At 66.2% G+C, this 12,761-nt stretch carries 12 protein-coding genes; 6 read left to right on the forward strand and 6 right to left on the reverse strand.

Annotated elements, in window-relative coordinates:
* From ACQP1T_RS20665 to ACQP1T_RS20685, 5 genes are all read right to left on the reverse strand, one after another.
* The gene (locus tag ACQP1T_RS20665) at nucleotides 1-216 is read right to left on the reverse strand and encodes a hypothetical protein (RefSeq protein ID WP_433754691.1); all 216 of its coding nucleotides are present in this window, start codon (nucleotides 214-216) and stop codon (nucleotides 1-3) included.
* Nucleotides 217-461: 245 nt separating this feature from the next.
* Entirely contained in the window at nucleotides 462-1,694 is a 1,233-nt protein-coding gene (locus tag ACQP1T_RS20670; RefSeq protein WP_433754692.1) for a helix-turn-helix domain-containing protein, read from the reverse strand.
* Between the two features lie 154 nt (nucleotides 1,695-1,848).
* Complete coding sequence (locus ACQP1T_RS20675; protein WP_433754693.1) at nucleotides 1,849-2,448, reverse strand: hypothetical protein; 600 nt, start codon at nucleotides 2,446-2,448, stop codon at nucleotides 1,849-1,851.
* 118 nt (nucleotides 2,449-2,566) lie between these two features.
* Complete coding sequence (locus tag ACQP1T_RS20680) at nucleotides 2,567-2,860, reverse strand: hypothetical protein (RefSeq protein WP_433754694.1); 294 nt, start codon at nucleotides 2,858-2,860, stop codon at nucleotides 2,567-2,569.
* Nucleotides 2,861-2,908: 48 nt separating this feature from the next.
* Complete coding sequence (locus ACQP1T_RS20685; RefSeq protein ID WP_433754695.1) at nucleotides 2,909-3,712, reverse strand: helix-turn-helix domain-containing protein; 804 nt, start codon at nucleotides 3,710-3,712, stop codon at nucleotides 2,909-2,911.
* A 241-nt stretch (nucleotides 3,713-3,953) separates the two neighbouring features.
* Between ACQP1T_RS20685 and ACQP1T_RS20690 the strand changes: the two genes are divergently transcribed.
* Nucleotides 3,954-4,721, forward strand: a complete 768-nt coding sequence (locus ACQP1T_RS20690) for a helix-turn-helix domain-containing protein (RefSeq protein WP_433754696.1) — start codon at nucleotides 3,954-3,956, stop codon at nucleotides 4,719-4,721.
* Between the two features lie 139 nt (nucleotides 4,722-4,860).
* Here the strand turns inward: ACQP1T_RS20690 and ACQP1T_RS20695 are convergent, their stop codons facing one another.
* Nucleotides 4,861-5,685 carry an MBL fold metallo-hydrolase gene (locus tag ACQP1T_RS20695; RefSeq protein WP_433754697.1) on the reverse strand — a complete coding sequence of 275 codons (825 nt, stop codon included), beginning with the start codon at nucleotides 5,683-5,685 and terminating at the stop codon, nucleotides 4,861-4,863.
* Between the two features lie 802 nt (nucleotides 5,686-6,487).
* Between ACQP1T_RS20695 and ACQP1T_RS20700 the strand changes: the two genes are divergently transcribed.
* From ACQP1T_RS20700 to ACQP1T_RS20720, 5 genes are all read left to right on the forward strand, one after another.
* Complete coding sequence (locus ACQP1T_RS20700; protein ID WP_433754698.1) at nucleotides 6,488-7,255, forward strand: hypothetical protein; 768 nt, start codon at nucleotides 6,488-6,490, stop codon at nucleotides 7,253-7,255.
* Entirely contained in the window at nucleotides 7,252-8,490 is a 1,239-nt protein-coding gene (locus tag ACQP1T_RS20705) for a cutinase family protein (protein WP_433754699.1), read from the forward strand. The genes ACQP1T_RS20700 and ACQP1T_RS20705 overlap by 4 nt, the downstream gene beginning before the upstream one ends.
* The gene (locus ACQP1T_RS20710) at nucleotides 8,487-9,713 is read left to right on the forward strand and encodes a lipase family protein (RefSeq protein ID WP_433754700.1); all 1,227 of its coding nucleotides are present in this window, start codon (nucleotides 8,487-8,489) and stop codon (nucleotides 9,711-9,713) included. Before ACQP1T_RS20705 ends, ACQP1T_RS20710 begins: the two co-directional genes overlap by 4 nt.
* A gap of 10 nt (nucleotides 9,714-9,723) precedes the next feature.
* Nucleotides 9,724-10,479, forward strand: coding sequence for a hypothetical protein (locus ACQP1T_RS20715; protein WP_433754701.1), 756 nt, complete (start codon nucleotides 9,724-9,726; stop codon nucleotides 10,477-10,479).
* A gap of 103 nt (nucleotides 10,480-10,582) precedes the next feature.
* On the forward strand, nucleotides 10,583-12,424 hold the full coding sequence (locus tag ACQP1T_RS20720; protein ID WP_433754702.1) for a BTAD domain-containing putative transcriptional regulator: 1,842 nt from the start codon (nucleotides 10,583-10,585) through the stop codon (nucleotides 12,422-12,424).
* Nucleotides 12,425-12,761: the final 337 nt, after the last annotated feature.

Genomic DNA, 12,761 nt, shown 5'->3' on the forward strand with positions numbered 1-12,761 from the left:
TCACCGAGGCTTAGTTGTGGACAACACCATCCGGCCAGCTTCGACGAGCGTGTCGATCGCCGCACTCTTACGCGGGCAGGTCTTTGCTCGGCAGGCGATATGGATCTGGGCGACTTCGTGGGCTTGGGCGGGGGTGAACGGCACCATCGGTGCGGCATGCGCGGCAGCGTCGCACAAAGCAATGAGTTGGTACATGGCAAGGGAGTTCGTGGGCATCGGGCATCGCTTCTTTCCGGTTGAAGAACGGTCGGCAAAGGTGAAGCGGTGCCCGGCACCGGGGGCTTTCGCCACCGGCCCCGGCTCGCAGGGGCCAATGCGCCGCCTGAGGGGATAACGGCGTCGGCCCGGTGCCGGGTACCGAAACCGACCGTAAAGCGACACCAAAAAAGGGTTTGTCCTAAAAGGACAAACCCCTAAAGGTGCGAAAGTTAGTGACCCTCAACCATTTTCCCCGAGTTCGGTCAAGCGTTTGGGGCCAGTTCCGGGGCGATCCCCAGTCGCCAGGCCAGCCCGCGCAGGTTACGTCCGCCCGCGTCACGTCGAGCCGCGCGCAGGTGATCGGCAACGGCTTCCCGGACGAAGACGTCAGCGTGAACACGTTGGGGCGCAAGGTCTTCAGCACGCAGCAGCACCGCCACACCGTTGTCACGGTGTTTCGAGTCGGTCATGAGCGATCGACCGACTTCCATATAGAACTCGGCTTGGCGGCTCTTGCTTGGGATGGCGTCGACGTGGACGTTTCGGGCTTGTTCGGCCACTCGTGCGCCGTCGCCAAATTCCAGTCCGATACTGGCCTTCCAGATACCAACGTTGGCGCGGCCAAACCACATCCGACCAAAGGTGCCGACTTCGTCATCCATGCGCTCAGCGACGGCGGCGGCTTCATCGAGGTGGGTGTCCGCAGTGGCGCGATCAGTTTGGACTGCGGCAGCGAGCGCCGCTGACAGATGCAGCATGCCGTAAGCCTGGATGACCTCTGGGTCGTCGAGGTACCCCGTCAGCTGATCCGCCATCTTTATTGCGCGGCGGTATTGCTCGGGCCGTGACACACCGCCCGCCGCATCACCGCGAAGCCACATCGTGAACCCCTGCCACGCAGGGGATTCCAGCAGGTCAGCACACTGCTGGGCTGCTTTGGCGGCGAGCAGCGGCAGCCCGCGGCCACCGAGCCTCTTAGTTGTCCACATTGCCGAGCTGTAGCAAACGATCATGCCGAGAAGAACTTCGCGGCGAAGTTCGGCGTGACGAACGTACGTCGCGTGCAGCTCACCCAGCAGCCCAGGAACCAGCTCACCTTGAGCGACGTAGTCGGCGGCTTGGAGCACATGCTCAAGGCGCTTGATATCGGCTGCGACGAGCGGCCACTCTCTTGTCTCGACTTCCGGATCTTCGCCGAATTCGTAGACGTCGAGGGCATTTTCAATGGCGATGAGCCTGGCGTGGCCTTGTTCGTTTGATTCCAGCGCTGCGGTATGCCAAGGGTAGGCGTTGAACTCGGACGGTGCCACCTTCAAAGCCCGTGCCAACGCTTCAAGCGTCGCCCGATTGGTCAGGGCTTGTTCGCCGCGTTCCAGGCGGGCAAGGTAGCCGAAGCTGATGCCAGCAAGCCCGGCGACGACTTCGAGGCTCTGACCACGCCAGGCCCGGATCTCTCGCAGTCGACGGCCGACGTCGTTCGGTGGTACGTCGTTCATGGCGTAACTCCTTGGCGCTGTTCCCCCGGTACCCGGCCCCTGGCTGCCACGGTACCGCCGCCCGCTGGGCAGGGCTAGGGCAAACCGGCTGGCCACGCCGTTTTACGGGGCATACCTGGGCAAATGGGGGGGTATTCGCCGCCTATTTGGGGCACTACCCCGGTAGACGGTCGTGCCCGGCAGAAAGGGCCTCGGGCTTCTCGACCTCACCGCCAGCCCAGAAGATCGCATGGCGCAGTTCGCTGGCAGCCCGAGCTGCCGCAGCAAGATTGATGGCGTACGGGCCAAGAGAGACAGTGCCAGCAATCGGGTCGTAGGCGAAGCGCCAATACGCCTGAGCGATGTCGCGAAGTTCCTCACCTGCTTTGTTGCGGTCACGTTGCGGGCCACGGCCTGTTCCACGCGACCAGTCCTCGAAGTGCATCAGAGCGTCGCGCATGTGCTTGATGCCGGGCAGCGCATCCTCAAACTGCTGCCTCGCGCGGGACAGTGCTGCTGAAACCTCTTGAGCGGCAACAGACTCCCGCACTGCCCGCTGCAGCAGCTCCTCGGCAGCAAGGAGCTGGCGAAGGTCGAAGACGAGGTGTCGCGCGTCGATCTGGCGCGAGCTGAACGGAACACGAGGGTCGTCGTTGTCGCTGAGGCGCTGGATAGTGAGGCGCACACTGTAGAACCACCAGGACGCCTCCGACACGGCGATTGCCGAGGGCGAATCGGCCGGTGACCATTCGACGTGCCCGGTGGTGTCAGTCATGTCCAGCATTGTCGTCGGTTGATCCTGCGTATGTCGCGAGGTTTTGACCGGCAGCGAAACGCTTGCGGCGCCGAAGGTGTGCTCTCACTGCTGGGCTTCGGCGTGCCGCCCTGACCTGTCAGCTGCGACGGTCGTTGTCCGCCTGGGCAATCCGCGCGGCCAATGCACTGTTCAGCTCGGGGGCTTCGTCCAGCGATAGCTGCACCAGCCCCTCCTTCGGATACAGAAACACCAAGTACTCGCTGTTACCGGCGTGGTGGTCGTAGCGCTCCACGAACACCGATACCGGACCATGCTGTTCTAGGCCGACTTGAATGTCTTGGCCGCGGTGGCTCGTTCCCTCGTCAGGCTCCTCCAGGTTACTGTGTTCGTGGCACCGCGCCGGGCACGATTGCGCTACTGGATGATTCATCGTTTGAACTCCCTGAACCGTCCCGGGCTTGGGGCCGCTTTGGCAGCGTTAGCGCGGCCGTGGTCCGCTGTACGGTTTGCGTAGAGCAGTGATGAGCTGGATATGTTGGGGCTGGGTGACATCGGCGACTGTGAGGCTGTAGGAGGTCGGTTCGCCGGAGGAGGGGTGGATCCAGTGGACTGGGTCGCTGGCGGCGCGGCCGTAGGCGACGTTGCAGCTCGATAGCCAGAGGTCATGAAAGGCGTTGTTGGGGCGTAGCTTTCGTAGCAGGTGGTGGGCTTGTTCAGAGTCGCGATATCGGCCGAGTACGGCTTTGATGGTGGCTACCGAGTGGGCTGCTTCGCGTTCCCAGTCGATGACGACCGTTTTGGCGATCGGGCTGAATAGCCATATCGGAATGCATTCGGACTCTTCGAGTCCAGGCATACCCGCACGGAATTCCGTGGTGGCTAGTAGTACGTTCCACATGGGGTCCACATAGGCCGCGAGCACTCCCCGTCCCTCGAGGTCTTGGATGTGGTTCCTTAGCGCGACGTTCTCGTGTACGGACTGGCGGAGCTTGTCGGTTGGGGTGAGATCTTCTGCTGGGTAACGGAGTTCGCGGATGTGGCGTGCCTGTCCGTGGCTGAGGCCGTAGCCGGTGATGAGCTTATCGAGGGTCTCGGGGCTGGGGACTCGCTCCCCGACTTCGAGTTGACGCAGGTAGGAGGGGGCGACGCCGTGGCGTTTGTAGGCCGCGACTCGTGACAGACGCAGGTGGTCTCGGTTCAGCCGTAGTGTGTCGGGCAGGGTTGGGATGCGGGCTTGAGGTCTGCGTCTGCGGTCGCTGTGTGAGCGGCTATTGCGGTTCACGCCAAGTTACTCCTTGTCTGCTGGTGCCGGTGGGTAGAGATGTCGCAGGTTCGTGCGTTGCGGGGGTGTTGCGCGACATTCATTGGCACTTCTTTCGACTGCTGGTGATCGATGACATCGTTTGTGGCCCTGGGGTTCGCAACGATGCGTATGCACAAAGTCTCGATATACTGGCCGGTTATCGTCAAGATCGACTCGGGGACAGTGTGTCCCGGCGATCCGGGGAGGGGAGAGGCGAGCATTGGAAGAGATCACCAAGGCCGTCGGCCAATGGTTGAGGATGCGTCGGATCGAGGTCGGGCTGGAAAGACCCGAGGATCTTGGCAGGTTGGTGGGTCTGAGCGCGGATCAGATCAAGAAGGCCGAGAACGGCACACGCACATTGAGCATCGAGTCATTCGAGGCGATCGTCGGGGCGCTCGCACTGCCGATGTGGTGGGGGCGGATGGTCCTCGCTCTGACGCGTACAAGCCTCATCCCTTCCCACGTTGGCACCGATCATCCCATCGGGACCCGTGACCTGCGGATTCTGGAAGCCTACCCAGGCCCTGCATGCTACTACGAAGTGCCATTGTTCAAGGTACGGGCGGCGAACAGTAAGTACCTGAGGGCCTTTCCGGGGTTGGTTCCTGGTCGAAACATCATCGAGTGGTTGGTGAACGAGCCCGCAGCGCGAAAAGTACTGGACGGCTGGGGCCTCGAGGTGCACTTGATGACACAGGCGCTGAAACTGATGTCACCCGGTCTGGTAGCACAGCACGAAGTCGACGCCGTCGTCGATGCGTGCCGCCATGCGCCGGAATGGAATGAGCTTTGGAGCACTGATTTCCCGCAGAGCTGGGCGTCGATGGACAGCAGCCTGGAGTACTCGGTGATCACCGACATCGACACCGGCGAAGAGCAGCCGATGTGGGTCTCGATCGATGTCAGCGAGGTGCCGTTCCGGCCGTGGTGGACCTACCACCTGACGCCAGTCGATGGTCCGCTGGCTACGGTCGAGGTCCGGTGACAACTGACAACAGCGGGACCAGCCGATACGAGCGGGCTTGGTCAACAGCACACTGTTGTGTCCCGAAATCGAGTGCGTACAAGGACTTCCGGCAACCGGGTGCCCGGGTGCGGCGCTTTCGGCCAGTGCAGTCAAAGCCCTAGTCGGCGCTGTCGGGAGCTGTCGGCCTTCCGTCACGTAACTGCTGGAACTCGGTAGCGCAGTGCGACGAAAACACCGTCACGGTGCCGCGGTGATTGTGCACGAGTTCGCGCAATCGGCGCTGGTTTTCTGCTCGTTTCGGGCGCTGCGTGTCCACCGACTGCTCGAAGATGCGTGCTCCCAACGGCATTCGCGGTCGGGCCGCCATCTGGCCGTGATAGGAGTACGCATCCCCGGCATGCAGCAGCCAACCGTTCCCGGTGTCAACGGCGACTCCGACGTGCCCCCGGGTATGTCCGGCCAGCGGAACCATCAAGATCTCCGGGGACAGGCCCTGTAGCTCGCGTACCGCTGTGAAGCCGAACCACTGGTCGTCACTACTGTCTGACTCGCTGTAGGTGATCCATTTGGGGCCGTGGGCGATCTGCACAGGCCGATATCTGAATCGTTCCTTGGGTCCGTGCGGGCCGGTCATGGCATCGAGTTCGTCCTGGTAGACATGCACATGCGCGTCCGGGAAATCTGCTAGTCCGCCCGCGTGATCCAGGTCCAGATGTGTGGTGATGATGTCGCGAACATCGGCGCGTGAGAATCCGAGTGCTTCGACTTGCCGGGCGATCACCTGGTCGAAAACAGGGTTAGTGCGTCGGATGACCTTCTGACCAACCCAGAGTTCGGGCTGGACGGTTGCCTGTTCCCCATAGCCGGTATCCACCAAGACCAATCCCGCGGGATGCTCGATCAACAAGCAGTGGCACGCGACCTCGGCCCGACGAAACACCCCCGGTCGACCGTCGATCAGACGGCCCCCAAAGGGGCGCATTCCTCCGCCATCCAAGTGGTGGACTCGCACGAATCGCTCCCGCCCATTTCGCCGACTGCTGGCCACACTACACGGCGCCCCAACCCGATCGCGAGAGCGCGGTCAGCGGTCAGTCACGCTAAAAGCTTTGCGGCGGAGGAGGATTAGCCACGGGGCGGTGTCTCGCGGCAAGGTCCTTCAAACCGAAGCTCGCAAAGAGAGGCTCGCTGCGTCGACAGGGGAGGATGACGCACCGAACAGCGTATTTGACGTAAGTCTTCGAAGTTTCTGTGCTTCACGCTGACTGCGTGAAGTGGGTGGCAAATCTCCTGCACTTTGGCGGTTTCGCAGTTTGTCTTCGACGGCGTTAACGCAATGTAGGTGCATCGAAACCCTGGTGCTGCAGCAGTTTTCGACGTTTGGATGGAATTGCAAATCCAACCAAGTGAAAGGAACCAATGTGGATCCTCTGCAGATCCTGAACGACGGCCTGATCGTGGCATCCAACGCCTTGAACGTGGTGTGGCAGGCGCTGTCGATCATCTTCATGTTCGTGTGACGTGAGCACCTGAGAAGCCGCCTCCCAGAAGCACTTTCGCTTCTGGGAGGCCGCCGAGGACGCGCATCCCGCTCCCGCGTATTCACCATTCTTTCTCATTTATCGCCCTGACGGATGAAGGGTTTATTCGGCATGTCCAAATCACGGAAATCTCCCCGTTCACGTCTGGTCCAGCGCTGTGTGATCGGCGATGTGCACCGAAACAGTGTGCACGCCAATCTGTCTCGCGGTGGCAGGTCGGTTGTCGCTGGTGCGGTGCCTATCGTGCTGTTGCTGTCGGCGGCGACCGCGAGCGCGACCGGTGCACCCGCGGCGATCACGGATCAGCCCGGTGTCACCAGCCCCGCGCAGCCCGGCACCTCCACCCCGGCTCCGCCGCCGGAACCCGTACCGCCCCCGCCGGTGTACTACTCCCAGCCCCCCGAGATCCGCAACGGATCCGGGTTACGTCCGGCACCGTCGGTGGACCTACCTGTGGAGCCGATCGCGATCGAGGATTTGCATTTGCCCGAACCGGTCGCACCGGTAGCCCCGATCGAGCCGCCGGAGAACACAATTCGAATCGGGCAGTGGGAAGCACCGCGCCCAGACTGGCTACCCCCAGAGTGCGCCGACGCCATCAACGACACCGCGGCAGGCGCTGAGGCACAGGTCGCGACCGCCCTGGATTCGGTCGGTATTCCCGCCGGACGCTCCGATCGGGTCAGCGGAGCCACGCTGGGTGGGGCGGCGGTGGGCGGTGCTGGTGGCGCGGTCGTTGCCGGAGCACCGGTCGCGGCCCTCGGCGCGGTCGTGGGCGGTCTCGTCGGCGGCACCATCGGCGGAATCGCCGGTGCCGCACTGGGCACGGTGGTGGCGGTGCCGGTGATCGGCACGATCACCTCCGGTGTGGCCGGTACCGCGTTAGGTGCGGCGGTAGGCGCGGCCGTGGGAGCGATCGTGGCCGGGGTTCCCGCCGCCGTGGTCGGCGCGGTCGCCGCTGGCACGGTGGGCGCGGGGTTCGGTGCCGGTGTGGGGGTGGGGCAACTGTGACCGGGATCCGTATCCTCACCACTGCCGTGCTGACGGCATGCGCCTGCGTGTTGTGCGCGCCGGGGCCGGGGTCGGCGCAGCCGGTTGCGACCGGGCCGGATTGCCCTGTGCTGTGGGTGCTCGGGGTGCAGGGCACGGGGGAGTCTTCTCCGGACGCGTCCCCGATCGCTGATACCGGCATGCTGGGAGCGTTGCTCGGCCCGGTGGTGGCCGCTGTCCCGGATCTGGTGCAGCGCAGCTACATTGCCTATCCGGCCGGGTTCGGGGGTGCGGTGGGCACCGGCGGCGGCCCCGACGCCTACGCGGACTCGGTGCGCGAGGGCATGGCCGCGCTCGAGGCCACCGCGGAGCGGATCGCCGCCGCGTGCCCGGACACCGCGCTGGCCGCGGTGGGGTATTCCCAAGGCGCGCAGGTGGTGTCGGAATTCGCGCGAGCTGTCGGCGCGGGCGAGGGACCGGTGGGACCCGAGAAGATCGCGGGTATCGCGCTCTACTCCGATCCCGATCGCGCCTCCGGATCGCCTGTGATCCCCGGCCGCCCCGGCCAACTCACCCCCGACCCGGCCCCCGGCACAGCGGGGACGACGGTGTCGGAGGTGGCGATCACCACCGCACCCGCGTCCGGCAGCGGGATCGCCACTGGCGACGGCGTCAGCTACGGCGCGCTGACCGGCCGGGTGGCCGATATCTGCGTCGAGGGCGACTTGAGTTGCGCGGCACCCGATCACGCCGCCCTGTTGCGGATGGCCGCCGAGATCGCCGCCCAAGCCGACCTGCGTGATCCCCTAGCAGCGCTCACCTCGATCCAGGGACTGTTGTCCGGCGTGCTCGGTGACGCCTGGACTACCGTGGTGAACCACGACTTCCGCCTCGGCCCCGGCGTCGTCGACTATGTGCCCGAGGCCAGTCTGGCCCAGCGGCTCACCGCCGCCGCCGACCCCCGCACCCCACCACCGTCCCCGGAAGATACGGCCGCCGCGACGGCCCGGTGGGCGCAGATCATCGCTGTCGTAGCCGTGGACCCGGTCGGGCAGTTACCGAAGCTGGCCGCCCAGCTCTCGGACGCGTGGGGGCAGCTGGTCACCGACAACGCCGATCTGACGAATCCGGGCGTTTGGCTTCGCTACGCCGACATCCACGGCCGCCACACCGGTTACGCCGCCGCCGGACAACTCGCCAGCGGGGTCGCGTGGATGACCGCACTCGCGCACGACCTCGCCGGGAGCCACCCATGACCGCCGACTTCTACGACACCCCGACCCTCGACGGCCACCGCGCCGGGGACCTGGTGCGCACGCGGCCGGTGTTCGTGCCACAACTGGCTCCGGCGGCAGGAGCGTGGCAGATCATCTACATCTCCACCAATTCCCGCTCCGAACTCATCCCCGCTTCGGGGATCGTGCTGATCCCCGACGCGGTCCCAGCCCCCGGTGCCACCGCGATCCTGGTGTACTGCCCGGAATTTCGCGGACTCGGCGGGGTGTGCGCGCCCTCGAAGCTGCTGGCGATCGGCGCAGAGCCCGACACCACGGGGATCGAGGCGGCCTTGCGGCGGGGGTGGGTGGTGGCGATACCCGACGGCGAGGGACTCGGCCTCACCGGTGCCGGGCCGCATACCTTCCTCGCCGCCCGCGCCGGGGCCCGGATCGTGCTCGATCTCGCGCGCGCAGTCTACCGCGGTGCGGACCTCGGTGCTCCGGTCGCGCCGGTGCTGGCCTGGGGATACGCCGACAGCGGGCGAGCAGTCGCCGCAGCCAGTGAGCTACACCCCTGGTACGCGCCGGAGGTGGATCTGCGCGGCATCGGCGCCGGAGCCGTCGCCTCCGACCTCGCCGCGCTGGCACCCGCGTTCAGCCAAGGCGAAGGCGCGGCAGTGGGGCTGGCCGCGTTGATCGGACTCTCACGAGCCTACGAACACATCCCACTGCGCCACATCCTGAACGAGGACGGACTACAGGCCGTCGCCGAAGCCGAACACCTCACCGGCACCGAACTGCTGCAACGGTTCCCGCAACCGCTGGCGCACTGGTGCCGCCGCCCCGATCCCTGGAACGATCCGTGGTGGCGGCGTGTGCTGGCGTTGGAAACCCTCGCCCACACCAGGCCCGTGATGCCGCTGCATCTGTATCACGGCAGTGGCGACGCGATCGTTCCGGTGCACGCCGGGCGCCGCACGCTCATCGCTTACCGGCAACGCGGAACCGAGGTCAGCTGGCGCGAGTACGACGCCGGCCACCTCGACACCGCGAGCACCGCCATCAGCGATGTCCTGGCCAGGCTGAGCGAGGACATCACTCGCCGGCCGCCGAACACCGGCGGTGTGCCGCCGGACGCCGGACTCCGAGCACGCGGTTCGCTCCTAGACCCCTCCGGGGAACCCTGCCCGCACCCCGAACACCCCCTCCTGGGGTGCGGGCAGGCCCGGCGAATCAACCACTCCGAGAACAACTCCCAATGAGGCGAGGTGAATGATCCTCCGCAAGAAGCCCAAGCCCAGTGAGGCCGACCCATGGGCCTTGCTCGAGCAGCCGCGAATGGCACCGGCCCTGTACCTCGTGTCCGACCCCGACCCCGATCTCGATTCCGAGACCGGGGTCGAGGCGAGTCCGGAACCATCCCCGCAGCAGGGCCGCTGGCTGGTGGCGTTGCCGCAGACTCGGGACGCGGCAGACACAGAGATAGCACGGCCACTGTGGAACCGGGGCGGGTATCGGGTGCCGGGGTGTGTGTGGGCCGCGCTGGCGGCCACTGTGGCCGTGATGATCGGCGTGGTGGCCCTATGGGCTGACGACGCACGCGAGAACGGTGATCCGGTGGGTGTCACGGCGGTGGCGCCGAGCGCGACAGCGGCGGCGGAGGGGGCGTGCACCGGATTGTCGGGCACCGTGGTCACCGACCGCCCCGCAGACACCACCGCGACCGTTTCCGGAGTGATTGCGGCGTTCGAGGCGGCCTACTACATCGATCGCAGCGCCGAGGCGGCGATGCGGCTGCTGGCACCGGAGTCCGGGATCACCACCGAGGGGCTCGCCGCTGGGATCGCCTCGATCCCGATAGGCAGCACCCATTGCGTGGCGATTACCCCGATTTCGGAGACGACCGCGAACGTGCACGTAGTCGAGCTGCACCCGGACCGCCAACGAGTGGACTATCTCCAGGTCATCAACACCCGCCCCGGTGAGGGCGGTCGACTGCTGATCAGCAACGTCCAGGGGGAGGGATGACAACGACACCAGCACAGAACCCTGCCCGCCGAATCCGCCCGCTACGTCGGAACTTTGAGCGCCATCCGACACTGTCTGTCGCGGCGGGCACGAGCGTGTCCTCGTGACGGCGACACCGGCGGCCTCGGGCTCGCAGGCGCCGCTGCTGATCGCGGTCGCGGGTCTGGGGCCGCGTGCCGGGGCCACGACCACGGCGGTGGCTCTGGCCCGAGCCTGGCCCGGTCGCGAGCCTGCGCTGGTGGTGGAGGCCGACCCCGCAGGCGGGCAGCTGGCCGAATTAGTGGGCGGTGACCCGTATCTGGGGTTGGCGAGCCTGGCTCGCACCATCGACCCGAACGCACCCGTGCAGGCCGACCGAGTGCTCGAGCACGTGCAGTTCCTACCCAACGGCGTGCCACTATTGGCCGCACCACCAGGCCCAGACGCGACGCGCGCGGGGTTGACCGCCTCGTTGCTGGCCGGTGCGCACGCGAGCTGGCGAGCCCTCGGGGCGAGCGTGTTCGCCGATTGCGGTGCCCCCGAGCCGGATTCGGCTCTGGCCCCGGCCCTGGCCGCCGCCGACGCCTGCCTGGTCGTCGTGCGCGCCGACTACATCGACCCCGCACGCGCCGCCCGCCGCATCCTGGCGCTCACCGAGGGGTGCCGTCACCGTGGAGTGCTGCTCATCGGACAGACCCCGCACAACGACTTCGCCACCGCCCTCGCCCTACCGGTGTTGGGAGTCCTGCCCGCCGCGCGGGCCTCGGCCGCTGCGCTGGTGCACGGGACTCGCCAGCCGCGTCGCGGTCCTCGTCTGCTCCCGGCCGCCCGCACCATCGCGGCGGCCGTGCGCGAGCAGCTCCGTCCGACGCGACCGGCCACGATTGGCCAGCAACGGCGCACTCGCCCGCCGACCCGCCCCGCCGCCGTCGCTCGCCGTCGCTCGGCCCCGCCGCCCACGGTGTACCGGCTCGACCCAGCCACCACCACACCCACGCCCACACCCGCGCGCTCGCAACCGGATACTGCTGCCGCCCACACACAACCCCGCCCCGTGCCGGTCCCGGTGCCGTCCGACTCGCGTCCCGGCGTAAGCGACGCTGTCGAGGAGGATGGCCGCCGCGGCGAGGTCCGCGCCCCCGATCCCAGATCCCGGCCTGAGCCGCCGTCGCTGGCGTCGACCGGCTCGCCGCCAGGTATCGAGGAACCGGTCCTGGCGATCCGGCTGTTCGGGCCGACCCGGATCCTGTGGCGCGCACCCGAAGGCGGTGAGAGTGTGGAGATCACGGGCCAGCTGCGGCCACGCAGCCGGGAGGTTCTAGCTGTGCTCGCCCTGCATCCCGACGGGCTGAGTAGGACAGAGCTGATCGATGTGCTCTGGGGCGAGCACCCTCCGGCCAAGCTCACCGCCGCGCTGGCCAACACCTTGAGCCGCGTGCGCACCGGTATCACCACCGCGACCGGCGGCCAGGTCACCGCGCCGCTGGCCGATGACCACATGCACTACCGGCTCTCACCCTTGGCGATCACCGTCGACTATTGGGAGTTCACCGCGGCCGTGGCCGAACGCCGCCGCGCCGGCGGCGAGGAGGACCAGGTCGCCGCGTGCGAGCGGATCGCCGGTCTCGCGACCACTGTCTTGGCCACCGACCTCACCGACACGTGGGTCGAACCACTGCGCGAAGCCGCGCGCCGCGAAGCCCTCAACGCGCTGGGCTGGCTGGCCGCCCGAACCGCCGACAACGATCCCCGCGCCACCCTGGGCCTGCTCGAGACAATCATCGAGATCGACCCCTACAACGAAACCGTCTGGCAAGACATTCTGCGCCTGCACGCCCGCCTCTGCGAACACGCCGCCCTCACCCGCACCTATTCACTGCTCACCCACAAACTCGCCGAAATCGACCAGACCCCGAGCCCCCGAACACGCCAACTCCTCGAACACCTACACCGCACCACCAAATAGAGTCCACCATCAATACGAGACGGCCGTCCTAGGTGCGAGAAGAACACAACCAACTCTCCGGGACGTTATTGTCTGTCGCCGTTATCTGAATTCACCGACCGGCATTATCGTAAATTGCCTGTATGATGAAATGTGGCGATATGTTGCGGCCTCGAAATGAATGCCTAAGAGAATTGTTTGTATCGCCTAGAGTGTCTGCTCATTTCTTATTCCAGTGGCTTTGTCGGCTATCGGATAACGCGCGGATTTTCTCGTGATCTTGAAGAGGTCGATCCGGGGGGCGTTCGGTTGTGGTATTCCGTGTGGTCTTCGGTGGTGTGGTCAAATCGCGCCACTC

Origin of the sequence: Nocardia sp. CA-135398 (assembly GCF_050955845.1) — a bacterium.
In the GTDB taxonomy this organism is placed as follows: Bacteria; Actinomycetota; Actinomycetes; order Mycobacteriales; family Mycobacteriaceae; genus Nocardia.

Excerpts from the sequence above, each read along its gene's own strand:
- ACQP1T_RS20680 (WP_433754694.1), bottom strand. The coding sequence starts at position 2,860 with ATGAATCATCCAGTAGCGCAATCGTGCCCGGCGCGGTGCCACGAACAC.
- ACQP1T_RS20675 (WP_433754693.1), bottom strand. The coding sequence starts at position 2,448 with ATGACTGACACCACCGGGCACGTCGAATGGTCACCGGCCGATTCGCCC.
- ACQP1T_RS20665 (WP_433754691.1), bottom strand. The coding sequence starts at position 216 with ATGCCCACGAACTCCCTTGCCATGTACCAACTCATTGCTTTGTGCGAC.
- ACQP1T_RS20670 (WP_433754692.1), bottom strand. The coding sequence starts at position 1,694 with ATGAACGACGTACCACCGAACGACGTCGGCCGTCGACTGCGAGAGATC.
- ACQP1T_RS20695 (WP_433754697.1), bottom strand. The coding sequence starts at position 5,685 with ATGCGCCCCTTTGGGGGCCGTCTGATCGACGGTCGACCGGGGGTGTTT.
- ACQP1T_RS20715 (WP_433754701.1), top strand. The coding sequence starts at position 9,724 with ATGATCCTCCGCAAGAAGCCCAAGCCCAGTGAGGCCGACCCATGGGCC.
- ACQP1T_RS20710 (WP_433754700.1), top strand. The coding sequence starts at position 8,487 with ATGACCGCCGACTTCTACGACACCCCGACCCTCGACGGCCACCGCGCC.